This window comes from Xanthobacter sp. DMC12 (genome assembly GCF_056314105.1).
In genome coordinates, this window is sequence record NZ_JBQUYZ010000002.1 from 740,740 (window position 1) to 759,968 (window position 19,229).

General features: G+C 68.1%; 16 protein-coding genes and 1 tRNA gene. 14 read left to right on the forward strand and 3 right to left on the reverse strand.

Annotated features, from left to right (window positions below; genetic code table 11):
* The first annotated feature begins 207 nt into the window (after window positions 1-207).
* The 4 genes from ACT535_RS11555 to ACT535_RS11570 are packed head-to-tail and all read left to right on the forward strand — an operon-like array spanning window position 208 to window position 4,800.
* Window positions 208-1,320 carry a microcin C ABC transporter permease YejB gene (locus ACT535_RS11555; RefSeq protein ID WP_168462357.1) on the forward strand — a complete coding sequence of 371 codons (1,113 nt, stop codon included), beginning with the start codon at window positions 208-210 and terminating at the stop codon, window positions 1,318-1,320.
* Between the two features lie 3 nt (window positions 1,321-1,323).
* The gene (locus ACT535_RS11560; protein WP_168462358.1) at window positions 1,324-2,532 is read left to right on the forward strand and encodes an ABC transporter permease; all 1,209 of its coding nucleotides are present in this window, start codon (window positions 1,324-1,326) and stop codon (window positions 2,530-2,532) included.
* A 10-nt stretch (window positions 2,533-2,542) separates the two neighbouring features.
* Window positions 2,543-4,180 carry an ABC transporter ATP-binding protein gene (locus ACT535_RS11565; RefSeq protein ID WP_476364454.1) on the forward strand — a complete coding sequence of 546 codons (1,638 nt, stop codon included), beginning with the start codon at window positions 2,543-2,545 and terminating at the stop codon, window positions 4,178-4,180.
* A gap of 5 nt (window positions 4,181-4,185) precedes the next feature.
* Complete coding sequence (locus ACT535_RS11570; protein WP_476364714.1) at window positions 4,186-4,800, forward strand: NUDIX domain-containing protein; 615 nt, start codon at window positions 4,186-4,188, stop codon at window positions 4,798-4,800.
* 257 nt (window positions 4,801-5,057) lie between these two features.
* Here the strand turns inward: ACT535_RS11570 and ACT535_RS11575 are convergent, their stop codons facing one another.
* The gene (locus tag ACT535_RS11575; protein ID WP_476364455.1) at window positions 5,058-5,852 is read right to left on the reverse strand and encodes a creatininase family protein; all 795 of its coding nucleotides are present in this window, start codon (window positions 5,850-5,852) and stop codon (window positions 5,058-5,060) included.
* A 328-nt stretch (window positions 5,853-6,180) separates the two neighbouring features.
* Here ACT535_RS11575 and ACT535_RS11580 point away from each other — a divergent pair, with 328 nt between their 5' ends.
* The 3 genes from ACT535_RS11580 (at window position 6,181) to fdxA (ending at window position 10,198) form a co-directional block, all read left to right on the forward strand.
* On the forward strand, window positions 6,181-9,501 hold the full coding sequence (locus tag ACT535_RS11580) for a helicase-related protein (RefSeq protein WP_476364456.1): 3,321 nt from the start codon (window positions 6,181-6,183) through the stop codon (window positions 9,499-9,501).
* A gap of 3 nt (window positions 9,502-9,504) precedes the next feature.
* Window positions 9,505-9,780 (forward strand): S4 domain-containing protein, encoded by a 276-nt coding sequence (locus tag ACT535_RS11585; protein ID WP_168462361.1) that lies wholly within the window; start codon window positions 9,505-9,507, stop codon window positions 9,778-9,780.
* 82 nt (window positions 9,781-9,862) lie between these two features.
* Window positions 9,863-10,198, forward strand: coding sequence for a ferredoxin FdxA (fdxA, locus tag ACT535_RS11590; protein ID WP_168462362.1), 336 nt, complete (start codon window positions 9,863-9,865; stop codon window positions 10,196-10,198).
* A gap of 164 nt (window positions 10,199-10,362) precedes the next feature.
* Here the strand turns inward: fdxA and ACT535_RS11595 are convergent, their stop codons facing one another.
* Together ACT535_RS11595 and ACT535_RS11600 are read right to left on the reverse strand one after the other, a co-directional pair.
* Complete coding sequence (locus tag ACT535_RS11595) at window positions 10,363-10,746, reverse strand: hypothetical protein (protein WP_168462363.1); 384 nt, start codon at window positions 10,744-10,746, stop codon at window positions 10,363-10,365.
* A gap of 206 nt (window positions 10,747-10,952) precedes the next feature.
* On the reverse strand, window positions 10,953-11,612 hold the full coding sequence (locus tag ACT535_RS11600) for a glutathione S-transferase family protein (protein ID WP_476364457.1): 660 nt from the start codon (window positions 11,610-11,612) through the stop codon (window positions 10,953-10,955).
* A gap of 84 nt (window positions 11,613-11,696) precedes the next feature.
* On the opposite strand from ACT535_RS11600, the gene ACT535_RS11605 reads away from it, so the two are divergent.
* The 7 genes from ACT535_RS11605 (at window position 11,697) to ACT535_RS11635 (ending at window position 18,947) form a co-directional block, all read left to right on the forward strand.
* Complete coding sequence (locus tag ACT535_RS11605) at window positions 11,697-12,659, forward strand: helix-turn-helix transcriptional regulator (RefSeq protein WP_476364458.1); 963 nt, start codon at window positions 11,697-11,699, stop codon at window positions 12,657-12,659.
* Window positions 12,660-12,897: 238 nt separating this feature from the next.
* Window positions 12,898-14,790, forward strand: coding sequence for an autotransporter domain-containing protein (locus ACT535_RS11610; protein ID WP_476364459.1), 1,893 nt, complete (start codon window positions 12,898-12,900; stop codon window positions 14,788-14,790).
* Window positions 14,791-14,907: 117 nt separating this feature from the next.
* Window positions 14,908-16,515, forward strand: coding sequence for a peptide chain release factor 3 (locus tag ACT535_RS11615; RefSeq protein WP_476364460.1), 1,608 nt, complete (start codon window positions 14,908-14,910; stop codon window positions 16,513-16,515).
* Window positions 16,516-16,573: 58 nt separating this feature from the next.
* Complete coding sequence (gene dapD, locus ACT535_RS11620; protein ID WP_476364461.1) at window positions 16,574-17,428, forward strand: 2,3,4,5-tetrahydropyridine-2,6-dicarboxylate N-succinyltransferase; 855 nt, start codon at window positions 16,574-16,576, stop codon at window positions 17,426-17,428.
* Window positions 17,429-17,793: 365 nt separating this feature from the next.
* Window positions 17,794-17,883, forward strand: a tRNA-Ser gene (locus ACT535_RS11625).
* Window positions 17,884-18,265: 382 nt separating this feature from the next.
* On the forward strand, window positions 18,266-18,568 hold the full coding sequence (locus tag ACT535_RS11630; RefSeq protein WP_476364462.1) for a type II toxin-antitoxin system HigB family toxin: 303 nt from the start codon (window positions 18,266-18,268) through the stop codon (window positions 18,566-18,568).
* Window positions 18,569-18,578: 10 nt separating this feature from the next.
* A complete protein-coding gene (locus tag ACT535_RS11635) occupies window positions 18,579-18,947 on the forward strand; it encodes a helix-turn-helix domain-containing protein (protein ID WP_476364463.1) in 369 nt (122 codons plus the stop codon).
* The last annotated feature ends 282 nt before the right edge of the window (window positions 18,948-19,229 follow it).

The window sequence follows — 19,229 nt, forward strand, 5'->3', positions numbered from 1 at the left end:
CCTTGGCCGTGCTGCAAGGTGCCGCCGTCGCGGCCCGGAGCCGCGTCCGGCTTCGCGTCCGGGGCATCGGTGGGGCATGAAGCAGAGCAGGAGAGCACCGGCGCGGCGGGCCCATTCGCCGGCCTCGACGAAAAATGATCGGCCCCCGCCTTGGCTGAGGCTAAGTGCTGTAGTCTCCATGCCCAACGCTGCGTTTCAGGAAACCTGATGCTCGCCTACATCGTCCGCCGCATTGCCCTCATGGTGCCGACCATTCTCGGCATCATGCTGGTGTCATTCGTGGTCATCCAGTTCGCCCCCGGCGGTCCGGTGGAGCGCGTGATCGCGCAACTCACCGGCGAGGATGTCTCCGCCACCCAGCGCGTCTCCGGCGGCGGCAGCGACTTCAGCGGGGCAGGCGCGGCGGCGCAGGCCGGGGCAGCGGCGGACATGTCGTCCAAATACCGCGGCGCGCAGGGCCTCGACCCAGCCTTCATCAAGGAGCTAGAGAAGCAGTTCGGCTTCGACAAGCCGCCCCACGAGCGCTTCTTCAAGATGATCAAGGACTATGCCACCTTCAATTTCGGCAAGTCCTATTTCCGCGACATCTCGGTGCTGGAGCTGATCGGCGAGAAGATGCCCGTCTCCATCTCGCTCGGCCTGTGGATGACGCTCATCACCTACCTCATCTCCATCCCGCTTGGCATCGGCAAGGCCATGCGCGACGGCTCGCGCTTCGATGTGTGGACCTCGGCGGTCATCATCGTCGGCTATGCCATTCCGTCCTTCCTGTTCGCCATCCTGCTCATCATCCTGTTCGCCGGCGGCTCCTTCCTCGATCTGTTCCCGCTGCGCGGCCTCACCTCCGAGAATTTCTGGCAGATGAGCTGGCCCGAGCGCATCGCGGACTATGCCTGGCATCTGGTGCTGCCGCTCACCTCCATGGTGCTCGGCGCCTTCGCAACCATGACGCTCCTCACCAAGAACTCGTTCCTGGAAGAAATCCGCAAGCAGTATGTGACCACCGCGCGCATGAAGGGGCTTTCCGAGAGCCGGGTGCTCTATGGCCATGTGTTCAGGAACGCCATGCTCATCGTGATCGCCGGCTTTCCGAGCGCCTTCATCGCCGCCTTCTTCTCCGGTTCGCTCCTGATCGAAACCATCTTCTCGCTGGACGGCCTCGGCCTGCTCGGCTTCGAGAGCGTGCTCAACCGCGATTATCCCGTGGTGTTCGCCACCCTCTACATCTTCTCGCTGGCGGGGCTCATCGTCGGCCTCATCTCGGACCTCACCTACATGCTGGTCGATCCACGGATCGACTTCGACACACGGGAGGTCTGAGCCATGGATGCCGTTCCTGTGCTCCAGCCCGGCGCGCCCACCGACGTGCCCGCCGCCCGTGATACCGCCCATGGCTCGTTGCCGCCCCCCGGCGAGACCAAGCCGAAGGGCCGCTTCGCCCTCTCGCCGCTCAACCGGCGGCGACTCGCGAACTTTCGCGGCAATGGGCGCGGCTACTGGTCGTTCGTTGTTTTCATGGTGCTGTTCGTCATCAGCCTCGGCGCCGAATTCATCGCCAACGACAAGCCCATCCTCGTCTCCTATGACGGCGGCTATTATTTCCCGGTGGTGAAGGCCTATCCGGAGACCGCGTTCGGCGGCGACTTCGAGACGGATGCGGACTATCGCGATCCCTTCCTCCAGAAGCTCATCGCCGAAAAGGGCGGCTGGATGGTGTGGCCGCCCATCCGCTTCTCCTATTCCACCCACAACCTCGACCTGCCCACCCCCGCCCCTTCGCCGCCCACCTGGATGCTCACCGAGGCCCAGTGCAAGGCGGCGGCGGAGAAGAAGGGGGTGTCGGGCTGTTCCGGGCTTGAGGTGAACTGGCTCGGCACGGATGACCAGGGCCGCGACGTGGTCGCCCGCCTCATCTACGGCTTCCGCATCTCGGTGCTGTTCGGCCTCGCGCTCACCATCGTCTCCTCCGTGGTTGGCGTCGCGGCGGGCGCGGTGCAGGGCTATTTCGGCGGCTGGGTGGACCTTCTGTTCCAGCGCTTCATCGAGATCTGGACGGCCATCCCCTCGCTCTACCTGCTGCTCATCATCTCCTCGGTGCTGGTGCCCGGCTTCTGGGTGCTGCTCGGCATCCTTCTGCTGTTCTCATGGGTGTCGCTGGTGGGGCTGGTGCGCGCCGAATTCCTGCGCGCCCGAAACTTCGAATATGTGCAGGCGGCGCGGGCGTTGGGGGTGGGCAACCTCACCATCATGACGCGGCACATGCTGCCCAACGCCATGGTGGCGACGCTGACCATGCTGCCCTTCATCCTCTCCTCCTCGGTGATGACGCTGACGGCGCTGGACTTCCTCGGCTTCGGCCTGCCCCCCGGCTCACCCTCGCTCGGCGAGCTGCTCTCCCAGGGCAAGAACAACATCCAGGCCCCGTGGCTCGGCCTCACCGGCTTCTTCACCGTGGCGGTGATGCTGAGCCTGCTCATCTTCATCGGCGAGGCGGTGCGCGACGCCTTCGACCCGCGCAAGACGTTCGGGTGAGGGGAACATCATGACCGCTGAACCCCTCCTTTCCGTCCGCGACCTCTCCGTCGCCTTCCGCCGGGGCGATGGCGCGCCGCCGGCGCTGGCGGTGAAGACCGTGTCGTTCGATCTCGCCAAGGGCGAGACGCTGGCGCTGGTCGGCGAATCCGGCTCCGGCAAGTCGGTCACGGCGCTGTCGGTGCTGAAGCTGCTGCCGTATCCCTCGGCGAGCCACCCCTCGGGCGAGATCCTGTTCAAGGGGCGCGACCTGCTCACGGTGTCCGAGCGGGAATTGCGGGGCATCCGGGGCAACAACATCACCATGGTGTTCCAGGAGCCCATGAGCTCGCTGAACCCGCTCCACACCATCGAGCGGCAGGTGGGGGAGATGCTGATCCTCCATCGCGGCATGTCCGCCCACGCCGCCCGCGCCCGCACGCTGGAACTGCTTGCCGAGGTGGGCATTCCCCAGCCGGAGGAGCGGCTTTCCGCCTATCCGCACCAATTGTCCGGCGGCCAGCGCCAGCGCGTGATGATCGCCATGGCGCTTGCCAACGAGCCCGACCTCTTGATCGCCGACGAGCCCACCACCGCCCTCGACGTGACCGTGCAGGCGCAGATCCTCAAGCTGCTCAAGGAGCTTCAGGCGCGGCTCGGCATGGCTATGCTGTTCATCACCCATGACCTCGGCATCGTGCGCAAGATCGCCGACCGCGTGTGCGTGATGCAGAAGGGCGAGATCGTGGAGCAGGGCGGGGCGGAGGAGACCTTCCTCCATCCGAAGCACCCCTACACGCAGGCGCTGCTCAAGGCCGAGCCGAAGCCCGATCCCGCGCCCATCGCCCCCGATGCGCCCATCGTGGTGGAGGCGAACGACCTCAAGGTCTATTTCCCCATCAAGCGCGGCATCCTGCGCAAGACGGTGGGGCACGTGAAGGCGGTGGACGGGGTGTCCGTCGCCATCCGCCGCGGCGAGACGCTGGGCGTGGTGGGGGAATCGGGCTCGGGCAAGACCACGCTGGGGCTCGCGCTGCTGCGGCTCATCTCCAGCACCGGGCCCATCGCCTTTCTCGGCAAGCCCATCGATGCCCTGAGCTTCAAGGCCATGCGGCCGCTGCGCTCCGACCTGCAGATCGTGTTCCAGGACCCCTATGGCGCGCTCTCGCCGCGCATGTCGGTGGCGGAGATCGTGGGGGAGGGGCTGCTGGTCCACCAGCGCAAGCTCACCGCCGATGAGCGGGAGGCGCGGGTGATCGCGGCGCTCGCCGACGTGGGGCTCGATCCGGAGACACGCCACCGCTATCCGCACGAATTCTCCGGCGGCCAGCGCCAGCGCATCTCCATCGCCCGCGCCATGGCGCTGGAGCCCTCCTTCGTGGTGCTGGACGAGCCCACCAGCGCCCTCGACATGATCGTGCAGGCGCAGATCGTGGACCTCCTGCGCGCGCTGCAGAAGAAGCGGGACCTCACTTTCATGTTCATCTCCCACGATCTGCGCGTGGTGTCGGCGCTGGCGAGCCGCATCCTCGTCATGCGCAACGGCAAGATGGTGGAGGAGGGGCCGGCGCACGACGTGTTCGAGCATCCGAAGGAAGACTACACCCGCGCCCTGTTCGCGGCCGCCTTCAACCTCGACGCCACCGGCCACGGCGTGGTGCGCCAGTGAGCGAGATGGAAGACCGCCCCGCCCGCGTGGACGTGGAAGGCCCGGAACTGCTCGCCAAGGGCTTCCGCCCCTATGAGCGCTATCGCCTCGTGCTGCACCATTCCGACGGCACCAGCGACGCCCAGGTGCGCGACATCGTGCGCGGCGGCACGGCGGTGGGGGTGCTCGGTTATGATCCTGCGCGCGACGACGTGGTGCTGATCCGCCAGTTCCGCCTCTCGGCGCATCTCGTCCGAGACCGCGGCGACCTGGTGGAGATCGTCGCCGGCATCGTGGAGCCGGGCGAGGAACCCGAAGACGCCGCCCGGCGGGAGTGCGAGGAGGAAGCGGGCGTCACGCCGCGCCTGCTGCTGCCCATGCTCACCTTCACCCCGTCGCCCGGGGTGAGCGACGAGCGCGTGCTGCTCTATCTCGGCATCCTCGATGCCGCGCGCCTGCCCGAGCGGGCGGGATCGGCGGCGGAGACGGAGACCACCCGGCCTTTCGCCGTGCCGGTGGACGAAGCCCTCGCCGCCATCGCGCAGGGACGCTGCATCAACGGCTTCCTGATCCTTGCGCTGCAATGGCTCGCGCTGAACCGCGCCAGGCTGCCGGAGCTGATTGCGGCGGCCCAGTCTTAGGTCGTCAGTTGGCGCGCTTGGTTCGGCGTCGTGCCCGGCCTTGTGCCGGAAGTCGGCCGTTGCCGACTTCCGCTCCCGAGAACGGAACCCGCGAACACGCGGGTTCCGGGCATCCCACGTCGGGCCGATAAGACGCTGGCCGGGAAGGTATTGCCAGCCGACCGACGTGGATGGCCGGGACAAGCCCGGCCATGACGGCGGTGAGGGGCGGCGAGTGGGGCGCGGGTCTCAGGGACCGTGTCCGCGCAACACCTCACTCACGCATGCGGCTCCAGCCGCGCGAGGTCGAACGCCGCCACGTCCTTCAACAGCTCGACGAAGGCGCGGGAGCCGTATTCGTAGGCGGCTTCGCCCTTGAGCGCTGTGGCGTGGGTGGCGTCGCCCATGGCGCCGTCGGGGCTGAGGTCCTCCGCCAGCCAGCCGAACCCCACGGGGTGGTTGGCGCGCAGGCGCTGGAACTCGCTCTCCATGGCGATGGAATAGGGCGGGAACGGCCCCGCGTGGCTCATGTCCACCAGCTCGGGGCGGAAGGCGAGCATCAGCGAGGTCTCGATCTCCCCGCCATGGATGCCGTGCGCCCGTTCGTGGTCGGAGAAGAGGCCCACCGGATAGCCGAAGCGGTGCATGGAGCAGGTGACGGCGAGCATCTTGTGGTCCACCCGCAGCGTGCGGGCCACGAGATCGATCACCGGCACGTTGCCGCCATGGGTGTTCATGAGCACGAGGCGGCGCACGCCGGCACGGGCGAGGCTGCGGCCCAGCTCCACCCAGGCGGCGATGGCGGTGGCGGGCGAGAGGGTCAGCGTGCCGGCGAAGGAAATGTGCTCGTCGGACTTGCCCACCGCCTGCACGGGCAGGAACACCGCATCCACCTCGCGCGGCACCATGAAGGCGATGCGCTCCACATAGCCCTCGGCGATGAAGAGGTCCGTGCCCAGCGGCAGGTGGGGGCCATGCTGCTCCACGGCCGCGACGGGCAGGACGGCGACCATGCGGGTCTTGTCCAGCGCCGCGAGTGCCGGTGAGGAAAGTTCAGCCCATTTCAGAAACACCGCTGCCTCCACGCCCCCGGCGCGTGCTGCCCGCGCCGCCCTACCTCCATGGGAAGGAAAAGCCGCATCAAGTCAAGGGTATGGGTGGGGCTAAGGGGAGAGGTGGAAAAGGATCGGCGGAGCGCGTGAACCCTCTTCCGAGTGCGGGGGAGGGCAGGGAGGGCGCGCACTGGCCTGCCGCCCGGGAGAACACCCCGCGAACCCGGCCCCTCACCTGATTCGCTCCCCTCCCGTTCCGCGAATGTCCGCGCGCCCCCTTTCGCCATCGCCCCCGCGTCCCGATATGATACAGGGACACCCCTCCTTTACGTGGATTGCGCCAGAGCCGATGGACGACGTCACCCGATGGGCCGTGCTGCCGCGCAATCTGAGGGCGCGGGGGGTGAGCGCGGTCCTTGGCCCGACCAACACGGGCAAGACCCACCTCGCCATCGAGCGGATGCTCGGCCATGAGAGCGGCATCATCGGCCTGCCGCTGCGCCTGCTCGCGCGCGAGGTCTATCAGCGCATCGTCGACCGGGTGGGGGCGGAGAAGGTCGCGCTCATCACCGGCGAGGAGAAGATCAAGCCGAAGAACGCCCGCTACTGGGTCTCCACCGTGGAGGCCATGCCGCGCGATCTCGACGTGGCCTTCGTCGCCATCGACGAGATCCAGCTCGCCACCGATCTCGACCGCGGCCACGTCTTCACCGACCGCATCCTGAACCGGCGCGGCCGGCACGAGACGCTGCTGCTCGGCTCGGCCACCATGCGCCCGCTGGTGGAAAAGCTCATTCCCGGCGTGAACGTGGTGGTGCGCCCGCGCCTTTCCACCCTCTCCTTCGCCGGCGAGCGCAAGATTTCCCGGCTGCCGCGCCGCTCGGCCATCGTCGCCTTCTCGGCGGACGAGGTCTATTCCATCGCCGAGTTCATCCGCCGCCAGCGCGGCGGTGCGGCGGTGGTGATGGGCGCCCTCTCGCCGCGCACCCGCAATGCGCAGGTCGAGCTCTACCAGTCCGGCGACGTGGATTATCTCGTTGCCACCGATGCCATCGGCATGGGCCTCAACCTCGACGTGGACCATGTGGCCTTCGCCTCGGACCGCAAGTTCGACGGCTGGCAGTATCGCAAGCTCAACGCCTCCGAGATGGCGCAGATCGCCGGGCGCGCCGGCCGTGCGACGCGCGATGGCACGTTCGGCACGACGGGACGTTGTCCACCGTTCGAGGAGGAACTGGTCTCGCGGCTGGAGGAACATGTGTTCGACACTGCGAAGGTGTTGCAATGGCGCAACGCCGTCGCGGATTTCCAGTCGCCCGCCTCGCTCCTCGCCTCCCTTTCGCGCCTGCCGAAGGAGGAGGGGCTGACCCGCGCGCCCACCGCCGATGACGTTGCGGTGCTTGAAATCATGAGCCGGGACATGGAGGTGACGGGCCGTCTCGACGGCGCCGCCGACGTGGAACGGCTGTGGGATGCCTGCCAGGTGCCGGACTATCGCAAGGTCTCCCCGGGCGCCCATGCGGAGCTGGTGGGGACCCTTTTCGGGCACATAAAGGGGGGTGGCCGCATCCCCGATGACTGGTTCGCGCGTCAAATCGCCTTGACCGATCGCGCAGAAGGCGACATCGACACGTTGTCGAACCGGATTGCGCAGGTGAGGACCCTCACCTTCGTTGCGAACCGGCCCGACTGGCTCAGGGATCCGGAGCACTGGCAAGGCGTCACGAGAGGGGTCGAGGACAAGCTGTCGGATGCGTTGCACGAAAGGCTGGCCCAGCGTTTCGTGGATCGGCGGACCAGCGTGCTCATGCGGCGCCTGCGAGAGAACACGATGCTCGAAACTGAAATCAGCAAGACCGGTGACGTTACCGTCGAAGGCCACGTCATCGGCCACCTCCACGGCTTCCAGTTCGCCCCCGACCCCGCAGCCGCGGCCGGTGGCGAGGAGGCCAAGGCATTGCGCGCCGCCGCCCAGCAGGCGCTGGCCGGCGAGATCGAGCAGCGCGCCCAGCGCCTGTCGCAGGCGGTGGACGAGGCGTTCGTCCTCACCTTCGACGGCACCATCCGCTGGACGGGCGAGGCGGTGGCCAAGCTCATCCCCGGCGACGAGGTGCTGAAGCCGCGCTTCAAGATCATCGCCGACGAGCATCTCACCGGCCCGGCCCGCGACCAGGTGGAGGCGCGCCTCACCCTGTGGGTGGCCGCCCATATCGAGAAGCTGCTCGGCGCGCTCACCAAGCTCGGCACCGCCGAGGACATCACCGGCATCGCCCGCGGCATCGCTTTCCAGATCGTCGAGAGCCTCGGCGTGCTGGAGCGTGCCCGCGTCGCCGACGAGGTGAAGGGGCTGGATCAGGCCGCCCGCGCCACGCTGCGTGGCCATGGCGTGCGCTTCGGCGCCCATCACATCTACCTGCCGGCGCTGCTGAAGCCCGCCCCGCGCGCGCTGGCGGCGGAGCTTTACGCGCTGAAGCACGGCGGCCTCGCCCAGAAGGGCCTCGACGAGCTGCCGCACCTCGCCGCTTCCGGCCGCACCTCCATTCCGGTGGATCACGAGGTACAGAAGGGGCTCTATCGCGCCGTCGGCTTCCGCGTGTGCGGCGAGCGCGCGGTGCGCGTGGACATTCTGGAGCGCCTCGCCGACCTCATCCGCCCCGCGCTGGCGTGGCGGCCCAACTCGCCCGGCCCCAAGCCGGCCGGGGCTGTGGATGGCCGTGGCTTCACCGTCACCGTGGGCATGACCTCGCTGGCCGGCTGCTCGGGGGAGGATTTCGCCTCCATCCTGAAGTCGCTGGGCTACCGCATGGAGCGCCGCCCCCCGCCGCCGCCGGAGGCCGAGGCCCCCGCCGCTGCGCCGGAAGCCGCCCCCGTGGAGCTGGCCCCGCTGCCGGAAGGCGCCATCGAGGCGGATCTCCTGTTCGACGCCCCGGCGGAAGCGCCGGCCGAATCGGTGGACGAGGCGCTTGTTGAGGCGCCCGCCGAGGATGTTCCCGCCGAGGAAGCGCCCGCCGAAGAAACCCCCGCCGATGTGGTTCTGGCCGATGCGGCCGAGGCCGAGGCTGCCGCCGAGGCGGTCGAGGTGTCCGGCGATCCCACCGCCGCCGAAGTCGCGGCCGAGGTGGAGGCCCCCGCCGCCCCCGGTGGCCCCGAGGCGGTGGAAGGCGCCGCAGAGGTCGTTGCCGAGGCTCCCGCGGCCGACGCCGCTCCCGCCGAGCCCGAGCTGATCGAGGTGTGGCGTCCCGGCCGTCCGCCGGGCGCGCCGCGTCGCGAGCGCCCGGCCGGCGAAGGCCGCCGCTTCGGCGATCGTCCCGGTGGCGATCGCGGTGGCGAGAAGGGTGGTGGCCGCGGCGAGCGTCGCGATGGCCGTCCGCCCCATCGCCGTCCCGAGCATGCTCCCGCCGAGGCCGGTGCCCCCGAAGGCGAGCGCGCGCCGCGTCCGCCGCGTGGCGACCGCCCGTTCCGCGGCCCGCGCGAGAACGAGGGCAACCGCGAGCATCGGCAGGAAGGCCACCGGAACGAGGGCCATCGTGGGCCGCGTCCCGAGCAGCGGGCGGACAACCGCCCCGCCCATCAGGAGCGTCGCCGCGAGAAGCCGGCGGACCCCGATAGCCCGTTTGCCGCCCTCGCCGCGCTGAAGGCGCGGCTGGAGGCGGAGAAGAAGGGCGGCTGACCCGTGACGGATCCGGCGGAGCGGCAGAGGCTCGACCGCTGGATCTGGCACGCCCGCGTGGTGCGCGCCCGCGAGGACGCCGCCGATCTCATCCGCTCGGGCCATGTGCGGCTCGACGGCGCGCGGGTGACCAGCCCCGGCCACATGGTGCGGGCGGGGCAGGTGCTCACCATCGCCCTCGACCGGCAGGTGCGGGTGCTGCGCGTCACCGCCTTTGCGGAGCGCCGGGGAGATGCTACATCCGCCCTCGCGCTTTTCGAGGAAATAACAGAAGCGTAGCGGTGTTTAGGGGCCTGCGGCTTGCAGCCGCTTGCGTGGCGCGTGCGCCTGCGCTACCCGGACCCCTCGAAAGGGATTGCCCATGACCTACGTCGTCACCGAGAACTGCATCCGCTGCAAATACATGGATTGCGTGTCCGTGTGCCCGGTGGACTGTTTCTACGAGGGCGAGAACATGCTCGTCATCCACCCCGACGAGTGCATCGATTGCGGCGTCTGCGAGCCGGAGTGCCCGGCCGAGGCCATCAAGCCCGATGCCGAGCCGGGGCTGGAGAAGTGGCTCGCGCTCAACGCCGAATACGCCAAGACCTGGCCCAACATCACCCTGAAGCGCGACGCCCCGCCCGACGCCAAGGAATGGGACGGCAAGCCCGGCAAGGAAGAGCTGTTCTCCCCGGAGCCCGGCCAGGGCGACTGAGCCGACTGCCTACGCTCCCCTAAACGGTGCGTCATGGCCGGGTTTGTCCCGGCCATCCACGTCGGGCCACTGGCGCTGTCGGTCGGATAGGCATTCCCAGACCATCCACGTGGATGACCGGGACAAGTCCGGTCAGGACGGTCTGCTCTGATGGCTGACGCCCGTCAGGGCAGCGCCTCCAGCTGGAAATACTGCGAGAGCACCAGCTTGCCGTCGGCGTCGAGATAGGCGCGGCCGAATTTCGCGGCCTGCAGCTTGTCGGTTTCCTGATAGATGGTGCCGCCCAGCGGGGGCAAGGCGTTGGGGCGGGCGCAGGGGACGTCGAGCGTCACCTTCTGATCGACGGCGTAGGCCGTGCCGCGCTCCACCACCTTCACCGTTCCCGTCACCGCGCAGGTGCCGAAGGCGCGCGGGGTGATCGTCACCGCTTCCACCGCGAGGACGATGACGCTCTTCGCGCCGTCGCGGGCGGTGGCGTAGACCTGCGGCGACATCAGCGCCAGCGCCGGTGCCGCGCCGGAGAGGAGCAGCACCGCCGCGAGGGCCACGGCGCGGCGGCTCCCGGGGCGCCTCGTCAGCGCGAGTCCCACGGGTTGCCGATGGCCCGGCCCGCGATCCATCCGCTTCTCGCCCATCTGGTCCTCCCCGCCCGTGCCGCCCCGGGGCGCACGGGCCTGTTCTTGCCTGCCGTCCGTTCTGGAGCGATTTCCGGCATTTTGCAAAGCGGCCTTTCGCAGGGGGAGGGCTGGGGCGCTCAGCCCGGCGACGCGGCGGCATCCACCGCCGCCTGATGCTCGGCGGCGAGCCGTGCATCCAGCTCCGCCACCTTGAGGGCCGCCGGTCGGCCGGTGATGCGCCGGACGTAATCGGCGATCACCGGCGTTTCCGGCACCAGCTTGAACATCACGCCCCAGCGGAAGGCGTTGCCCCAGAGGATGTCGGCCGCCGTGCAGCGGTCGCCGAGGAGATAGGGCTTTGCCCCCAGTTCCCGCGTCACCGTGTCGAGCATGGTGCCGAAGTCGCCATAGGGGCACATGGAGGCCGGACCGGCTTCGCGCTCCAGGGCGCGGTCCATGAGGGCGGGCTCGTAGCAGGCCGCGTAATAGGCGAGCCAGCGCAGATACGCCCCCCGCCCCGGCGCGCCGATGGCAGGCGCGAGACCGGCCTCGGGGAAGGCGTCGGCGAGATAGATGAAGATCGCCACCTGCTCGGTGACGAACTCGCCCCGGTGCAGGATGGCCGGCACCTTCCCCATGGGATTGACGGCGAGGTAGGCCGGCTGGCGCTGCTCGCCGGCCTTCATGTTGAGCACATGGAGGCGGTAGGGCGCGCCCAGCTCCTCCAGCAAAGTGAGCGCGCAAGTGGCGCGGGTGTTGGGGGAGAAGAACAGGGTCACGGTGTCGTCGGCGGTCATGAAATCTCCTGTGGCGGGAGGTGAGACCCATCCTCTAACCGGCCAAGGCTGACACCTTCTGTCAGGTTTGCTAGCTCTATCCACATGCGCGCCAGCCGCCTCCTCTCCATCCTCATGGTGCTCCAGGCCCGCGGCGCGGTCACCGCCCAGGCCCTCGCGGAGGAGTGCGAGGTGTCCCTTCGCACCATCTATCGCGACATCGACGCCCTGAGCGCGGCGGGCGTGCCCGTCTATGCCGAGCGCGGCGCGGGCGGCGGCTACCGGTTGCTGGAGGGCTATCGCACGCGGCTGAACGGCCTCTCCGCGCAGGAGGCGCAGGCCCTGTTCCTCTCCGGCCTCGGCGAGGCGGCCACCGCCCTGGGCCTCGGCGCCGTCCTCGCCGCGGCGCAGACCAAGGTCACCGCCGGCCTGCCCGCCAATCTGCGCAGCGCCGCCGCCCGCATGCGCGCGCGGTTCCATCTCGATGCGCCGGGCTGGTTCTACGAGGCGGAAGAGCCGCCCTTCCTCCAGACTGTCGCGGCGGCGGCGTGGGAGCAGCACCTCATCGAGATCCGCTACCAGTCGTGGCGGGCCGAGAAGCGCCGGCGCGTCGCACCGCTCGGCCTCGTGCTGAAAAGCGGTGCCTGGTACCTCGTGGGTGCGGTGGAGGCCAGCGTGCGGACGTACCGCATCAGCCGCATCCGGGAGCTGGAGGCACTCGCCGAGCGGTTCGAACCGCCGTCCGGCTTCGACCTCGCCGCGCATTGGGCCGAAAATACCCGGCGGTTGGAGCAGGAGATGTACCCGAACCGCGCCACCCTCCGCCTCTCCCCCCTTGGCCAGCGGATTCTGGAGCATGTCACCTCCACCTTCTCGCGGGCGGGGATGGTGGCGGGCGAACCGGACGCCGAGGGCTACCTGATCGTCACCCTCAGGGTCGGCTCGCTCTCGGAGGCAGCGAGCGAGCTGCTGCGCTTCGGCCCCGAGGCGGAGGTGCTGGAGCCGCCGGAGCTGCGGGCGCGCGTGAGGGAGACGGTGGAGCGGATGGGGCGGCTCTACGCGCCCTGAACGAGGCGCCCTAGGCCCGCTACCCCGGCGTGTCCGGCGGGGCGCCGCACGCAACGGCAGGTGGCTTGGGGGTGTGTCGGTAGGGCATCACTAGCCGGAAATCAAACCAACGGCAGCGGGGTACGGTGGTATCGTGACCTTGGCCGTGGTCCTGTTCCGTCGGGATCGGGCGGTATCCTCGCACGGGGGTGGCAGGGGACCATCGCCCTTCCAAGGGGCTGCCTTGGGGGGACTCAGCATGATTTCACGGTCGTCGATTGCGCTTGCCGCTTTGCTTTCATCCGTCTCGTTCGGTGCCCTGGGGACCGCCCAGGCCCATGAGTTCTCGAACTTCTACGTGTTCGGGGACAGCCTGAGCGACGCGGGAACCTATTACGTGGTCGTCGACGGCCAGCTCCAGTCGGTGCGGTTCACGGTGAACCCCGGCGACGTGTGGGACATGCGGGTGGGCCAGCATTACGGGATCGACGTCTCGCCCTATCTCGCCATCGACACGGTGAGCGGCACCAGCACGGTGGTGGGCGGCACGAATTACGCCCAGGGCGGCGCCTGCGTGGATTCGGGCTACAATATTCCCAAATGCGTCGTCTACCCGAGCAATACCTTGGGCGAGACGCAGCAGCTCGAGACCTATCTCGATTCCACCGGCGGCGTCGCCCGGCCGAACGCGCTCTATTCCATGTGGGCGGGCGCCAACGACGTTTTCACCCAGGCCATCCTGCTCAACCTCGGCGCCATCACCGAGGACAAGGCCATCGAGAACGTGGTGGCGGCCGCCAACCAGCACGTGGAAAACATCCACACGCTCTCGAAGGCCGGCGCGCGGTACATCATCGTGCCGAACCTGCCGGACATCTCCAAGGCGCCCGTCACCAGCGTGCTGCCCGAGGGCCAGTTCTTCGGCGCCGCCGTCACCGCCTACAACGCGACCCTCTACAAGGATCTGCGGCACCTCGGCGGCTCGAACATCATCTTCGTGGATGACTATGCGCTGGTGAACGAGGTGATCGCGAACCCGCACATGTACGGCTTCACCAACGTCACGGACAAGGCGTGCCAGCAGGAGTTCTCGCTCACCTGCACCGCCAACACCCTCGTGGCGCCGAATGCCCAGAATGACTACCTTTTCGCCGACATCGTGCATCCGACCCCCGCCGGTCATGCGCTCCTGGCGGAATACATCGAATCCATCATCGATGCGCCCGGCCTCATCGGCATGCTGGCGGAAAGCCCGATCTACGTGGGCCGCGGCATCTACCGCACCCTCGACACCCGCATCGGCACGGGCACGCCCAAGGGCTTCCAGCTCTATACCAACATCGATTACAGCACCTACAGCCTCGACCCGACCCGCGACCATTCAGGCTCGGACGGCAGCGCCACGGCCGGCTATGTGGGGCTTGAATACGGCTTCGGAAACGGCGTCAGCGTCGGCGCGCTTCTGAGCTACGCCAGCGGCAGCTATAGTTTCAGCGCGCTGAGCGGCGGCTACGACGCCGAGATGTTCAACGGCACGATCTACGCCAATGCCCGCTTCGGCGGCGCCTTCGCCCAGCTCTCCGGCACCGTCGGCTCCATCGACTACAATTCCATCCAGCGCCAGTTCGCGCTCGGCGCGGCGCTGCGCACCGACATGGGCAACACCAGCGGCGTCTATTACGGCGCCCGCCTCGCCACCGGCTACGACTTCACCTTCGGCCAGGCCACGGTGACGCCGCTGGCGCAGCTCACCTACCAGCAGGCGACGGTGGACGGCTATGCGGAGACCGCCGGCAATTCCAGCGCCATGTCGTTCGGCAGCCAGCTGCGCGAACTGTTCTATGTGACCCTCGGCGGGCAGGCGAGCTATGCCTTCGTGCTGTCCGGCGTCACCGTGCGGCCCAACGTGCAGGCGAGCTACAATTATGATTTCCTGAATCAGGACCGCTCCGTCACCGCCGGCCTGCTCACCGCCCCGGTCACCTTCGCCATGCCGGTCTACCAGCCGGGCCGCGCGTGGACCAACCTTGCGGCGGGTCTCACGGTGGAGGCGGCCAACGGCCTGTCGTGCAATTTCACCGTGGGGGAACAACTGGGCCAGGACCAGGTGTCCAGCGCCTATGTGAACGGCGGCATCGTCTACAAGTTCTGAGGCGAGAGCCCGATCCGGGCCATTCTCACGGGATCGGGGTGCGGTGCGCGGCGCCGTGCCCCGATGCCGTTTCAACACGGCATTTCATGGCGCGCGATTTGCCCTTATAAGGCGCCCATGCTCGACCAGACGCCCAACGCCGCCCTCGCGGACCTGCCCGATTTTGCCCGCCGGCGCACCTTCGCCATCATCTCGCATCCGGACGCCGGCAAGACCACGCTCACGGAAAAGCTTCTGCTTGCCTCCGGCGCCATCCGCATGGCCGGCCACGTGAAGGCGCGCGGCGAGCGCCGCCGCACGCGCTCGGACTGGATGGAAATCGAGCAGCAGCGCGGCATTTCCGTCACCTCCTCGGTGATGACGTTCGAGCGCGACGGCATCGTCTTCAATCTGCTCGACACGCCCGGCCACTCGGACTTCTCGGAAGACACCTACCGCACCCTCTCGGCCGTGGACGCGGCGGTGATGGTGATCGACGCCGCCAAGGGCATCGAGAGCCAGACCCGCAAATTGTTCGAGGTCTGCCGCCTGCGCGACATTCCCATCTTCACCTTCGTCAACAAGGTGGACCGGGAAAGCCTCGACCCCATCGCGCTGATGGACGAGGTGTCCTCCACCCTCGCGCTGGATCTCACCCCGCTCACCTGGCCCATCGGCATGGGCGTGGATTTCCGCGGCCTCATCGACATCGCCAACAAGCGCGCTTTGCTCGCCACCGAGCGCGGCGGCCCGCTGGTGCGCGAGGTGCCGTTCAACGAACCCGAAGACCTCATCGGCCTCGACGGGGTGGAGGAGCGCATCCTCAACGAGGCGGTGGAGAGCCTGACGCTGGCGCTGGGCGTGCTGCCGCCGTTCGATCTTTCCGCCTTCCGCGAGGGCCATCTCTCGCCGGTCTATTTCGGCTCGGCGCTGAAGGAGGCGGGCGTCGCCGAACTTCTGTTCGGCCTCGGCTCCGTCGGCCCGAGCCCGCTGCCACGCTCCGCCGCCGGCGACCGCACGGTGGAGCCGGCGGAGGACCTCGTCTCCGGCTTCGTCTTCAAGGTGCAGGCCAACATGGACCCGAACCACCGGGACCGCGTGGCCTTCGTGCGCCTGTGCTCGGGCCGCTTTAAGCGCGGCATGAAGCTGTTCAACCCGCGCGAGAAGCGCAACATGGCCATCGCCAACCCCATCTTCTTCTTCGCCCAGGAGCGCGAGACGGTGGACGAGGCCGTGGCCGGCGACATCATCGGCATCCCCAACCACGGCATGCTCCGGGTGGGCGACACCCTCTCCGAGGGCGAGAGCATCAAGTTCGAGGGCCTGCCGGACTTCGCCCCGGAAATCCTGCGCCGCGTGCTGCTCTCCGACCCCATGAAGGCCAAGCAGCTGCAAAAGGCGCTGCAGGACATGGCGGAAGAGGGCGTCGTGCAGGTGCTCAAGCCCGTCAACGATCCCGCCCCCATCGTCGGCGTGGTCGGCACCCTCCAGCTCGACGTGCTCGCCGCGCGGCTGGAGAAGGAATACGGCGTGCCCATCCGCTACGAGACCACCTCCTTCGTCACCGCCCGCTGGATCGTCGGCGAGCGGGCCGAGGTGGACCGCTTCCTCGAGCTGAACCGCTCCTCCACCGCGCGCGACCGCGACGAGGCGCCGGTCTATCTCGCCCGCAGCCAGTGGGTGCTGGACCGCGCCATCGAGGAATATCCCAAGCTGAAGTTCGTGGCCGTCAAGGAACGCGCCTGATCCCCTTTCCCGCAACGATCAGAGGGCGCGTCTCCACGCCGCCCGTCCGGAGGATGACATGACCGACGCCCGCCTGTCCGCCCTTGCCGCCACCATCGACGACGCCTTCGAGAAGCGCGCCGAGATCGGCTTTGCCACCACCGGCGCCGTGCGCGACGCGGTGAACGAGGCGCTGACCCTGCTGGACAGCGGCGCCGCCCGCGTGGCCGAGCAGAGCGCCAACGGTCAGTGGACGGTGAATCAGTGGCTCAAGAAGGCGGTGCTGCTCTCCTTCCGCCTCAACGACATGGAAGCCATCCCGGGCGGCCCCGGCGGCGCCCATTGGTGGGACAAGGTGCCCTCCAAGTTTCTGAACTGGGGCGAGGCCGAGTTCCGCGCCGCCGGCTTCCGCGCCGTGCCCGGCGCCGTGGTGCGCCGCTCCGCCTTCATCGCGCCGAACGTGGTGCTGATGCCCTCCTTCGTGAATCTGGGCGCCCATGTGGGCGAGGGCACCATGGTGGACACCTGGGCCACCGTCGGCTCCTGCGCGCAGATCGGCAAGAACGTGCACCTCTCCGGCGGCGTCGGCATCGGCGGCGTGCTGGAGCCGCTGCAGGCCGGTCCGGTCATCATCGAGGACGACTGCTTCATCGGTGCCCGCTCCGAGGTGGTGGAGGGCGTGGTGGTGCGCCGCGGCTCCGTGCTCTCCATGGGCGTGTTCATCTCCGCGTCCACCAAGATCATCGACCGGCAGACGGGCGAGATCTTCATCGGCGAGGTGCCGGCCTATTCGGTGGTGGTGCCCGGCGCGCTCCCGGGCAAGCCGCTGCCCGACGGCACCCCCGGCCCCTCGCTCTATTGCGCGGTGATCGTGAAGCGGGTGGACGAGCAGACCCGCTCCAAGACCTCCATCAACGACCTCCTGCGCGACTGAGATCGCGCTGGCCGGCGCGGGCCGCGAACGCCCTTCGCCGGAGGCGCGCGGGGACCGGCGGCACGGCGGATGCGCCTCGGATGCGACCTGTTGGCAAGGCGGAGATTCCGGCTTGCCAACCAAGGCCGAGCCGCTATATTCCGCCGCCTCGCCCGGATGCGACGCCCTCGCGGCCCGCTCCCTTCCCCGAGCCTTCTTGGAGACGACCGGCGAGACCCGGCCCCGCCCCTGCGGCGATGGCCCGGAACAGGGGCGACGGGATCGCGGGCCTTCAACCAGCCCGCTTAAACATCGTCATCCCTGCATCGACCGCCTTCGACGGTGGTCTATGAGTAAGGTTCTGCATGCGCCTCGCGCATGCGGCTGGAGAGGTGGCCGAGTGGTTGAAGGCGCACGCCTGGAACGCGTGTATACGGGAAACCGTATCGAGGGTTCGAATCCCTCTCTCTCCGCCAGTCTATCAGCCTAACATTATGATATAGAAGCGGTTTAGGCCAGACGTGGCTGGGTAACCCCATCCCTGACCCCACCTCGTGCAGTTCCTTCCCATGGAAGGCCCTGTCACTGCCCGCACCACGGGCGGCCCAAGCCTAGCCTCGGTCTGTCCTCTACCGGCTGTCCCTACCGCCCCTATTTCCTCTCTCCTTTGCCAGTTAATCCAGTTATCCAGAATCTGGAAATCATAGTGTTATCAAATAGATAAATCTGGATTGGTTCAATCCAGCAATCGGGCTGTACGCCAGATAAAAGCCCGGCCCCGCCTTACTGAGCTGAGCGACCTTCCCATCTTGGGAAATTTCCTTGATTTTCCCAAATTGGGAAGGCACCATCCCTGCCATGAGGATCATCGCCCGCAGCACCCTCGTCGCCTTCGGGGAGCGTCATCCCGAGACACGGGTGCCGCTGGAGTACTGGGAGCAGGTGGCGAAGACGGCCCGATGGGCATCCATTGCCGACGTGCTCGCCACCTTCTCCAAGGCGAAGGCCCTAAATGGGGAGCGGGTGCGGTTCGAAATCCATGGGGGCGACTATCGCCTGATCGTCGCCTTCAATTTTAGCCTTGCGATTGCGTTCGTGAAGTTCATCGGCAGCCATGCCGAGTACGAAAGGATCGACGCACTGACCGTATCGCTGTTCTGAGGAGGCCGATTTGGAGATAAACCCCATCCTCACCGAGGCCGACCATGCGGCGGCCCTTGCGGAGATCGAGCGCCTGTTCGATGCCGCACCCGGCTCGCCCGAGGCCGATCGGCTCGATATTCTCGCCACCCTCGTGGAGCGCTATGAGGATGCCCGCTGGCCTGTTCCGGAAGGCGATCCGGTGGACATCATCCGTTTTATGATGGAGCAGCGCGGCGAGGGTCAGACCGGCCTTGCCCGCCTCTTCGGCTCCGCTTCGCGCGCATCCGAAATCCTGAACCGCAAGCGGGCGCTCACCATGGAGATGGTGCGGCAGCTCAACCGCGAATGGGGTATCCCGGCAGAGCTGCTGATCCGGCCATATGAGCTGGCGGCTTGAGGGGCTTCCCACCTTGGTGTGGTGAAAGGCGCTCCCGACCATAAGTTTTAATAAGAGCACCGCGCAGGCGCGGCGATGCGCCATGCATCGCCCGTTCAGCCATGGCGGCTTCGACCGCCGCTGTGACGTTTGGAATTATCAAGAGCGACGCAGCTTGCGTCGTCGCCGTCTTGGCGCTGTAGCCGGCCCCGGAGCCGCCCCCGACATGTCTGGTTTTGACTGGTTCTGGGCTTCCCTGCCCCTAGCATTTCTTAGCCTGCGGGCGGCCTGCACATCTTGTCC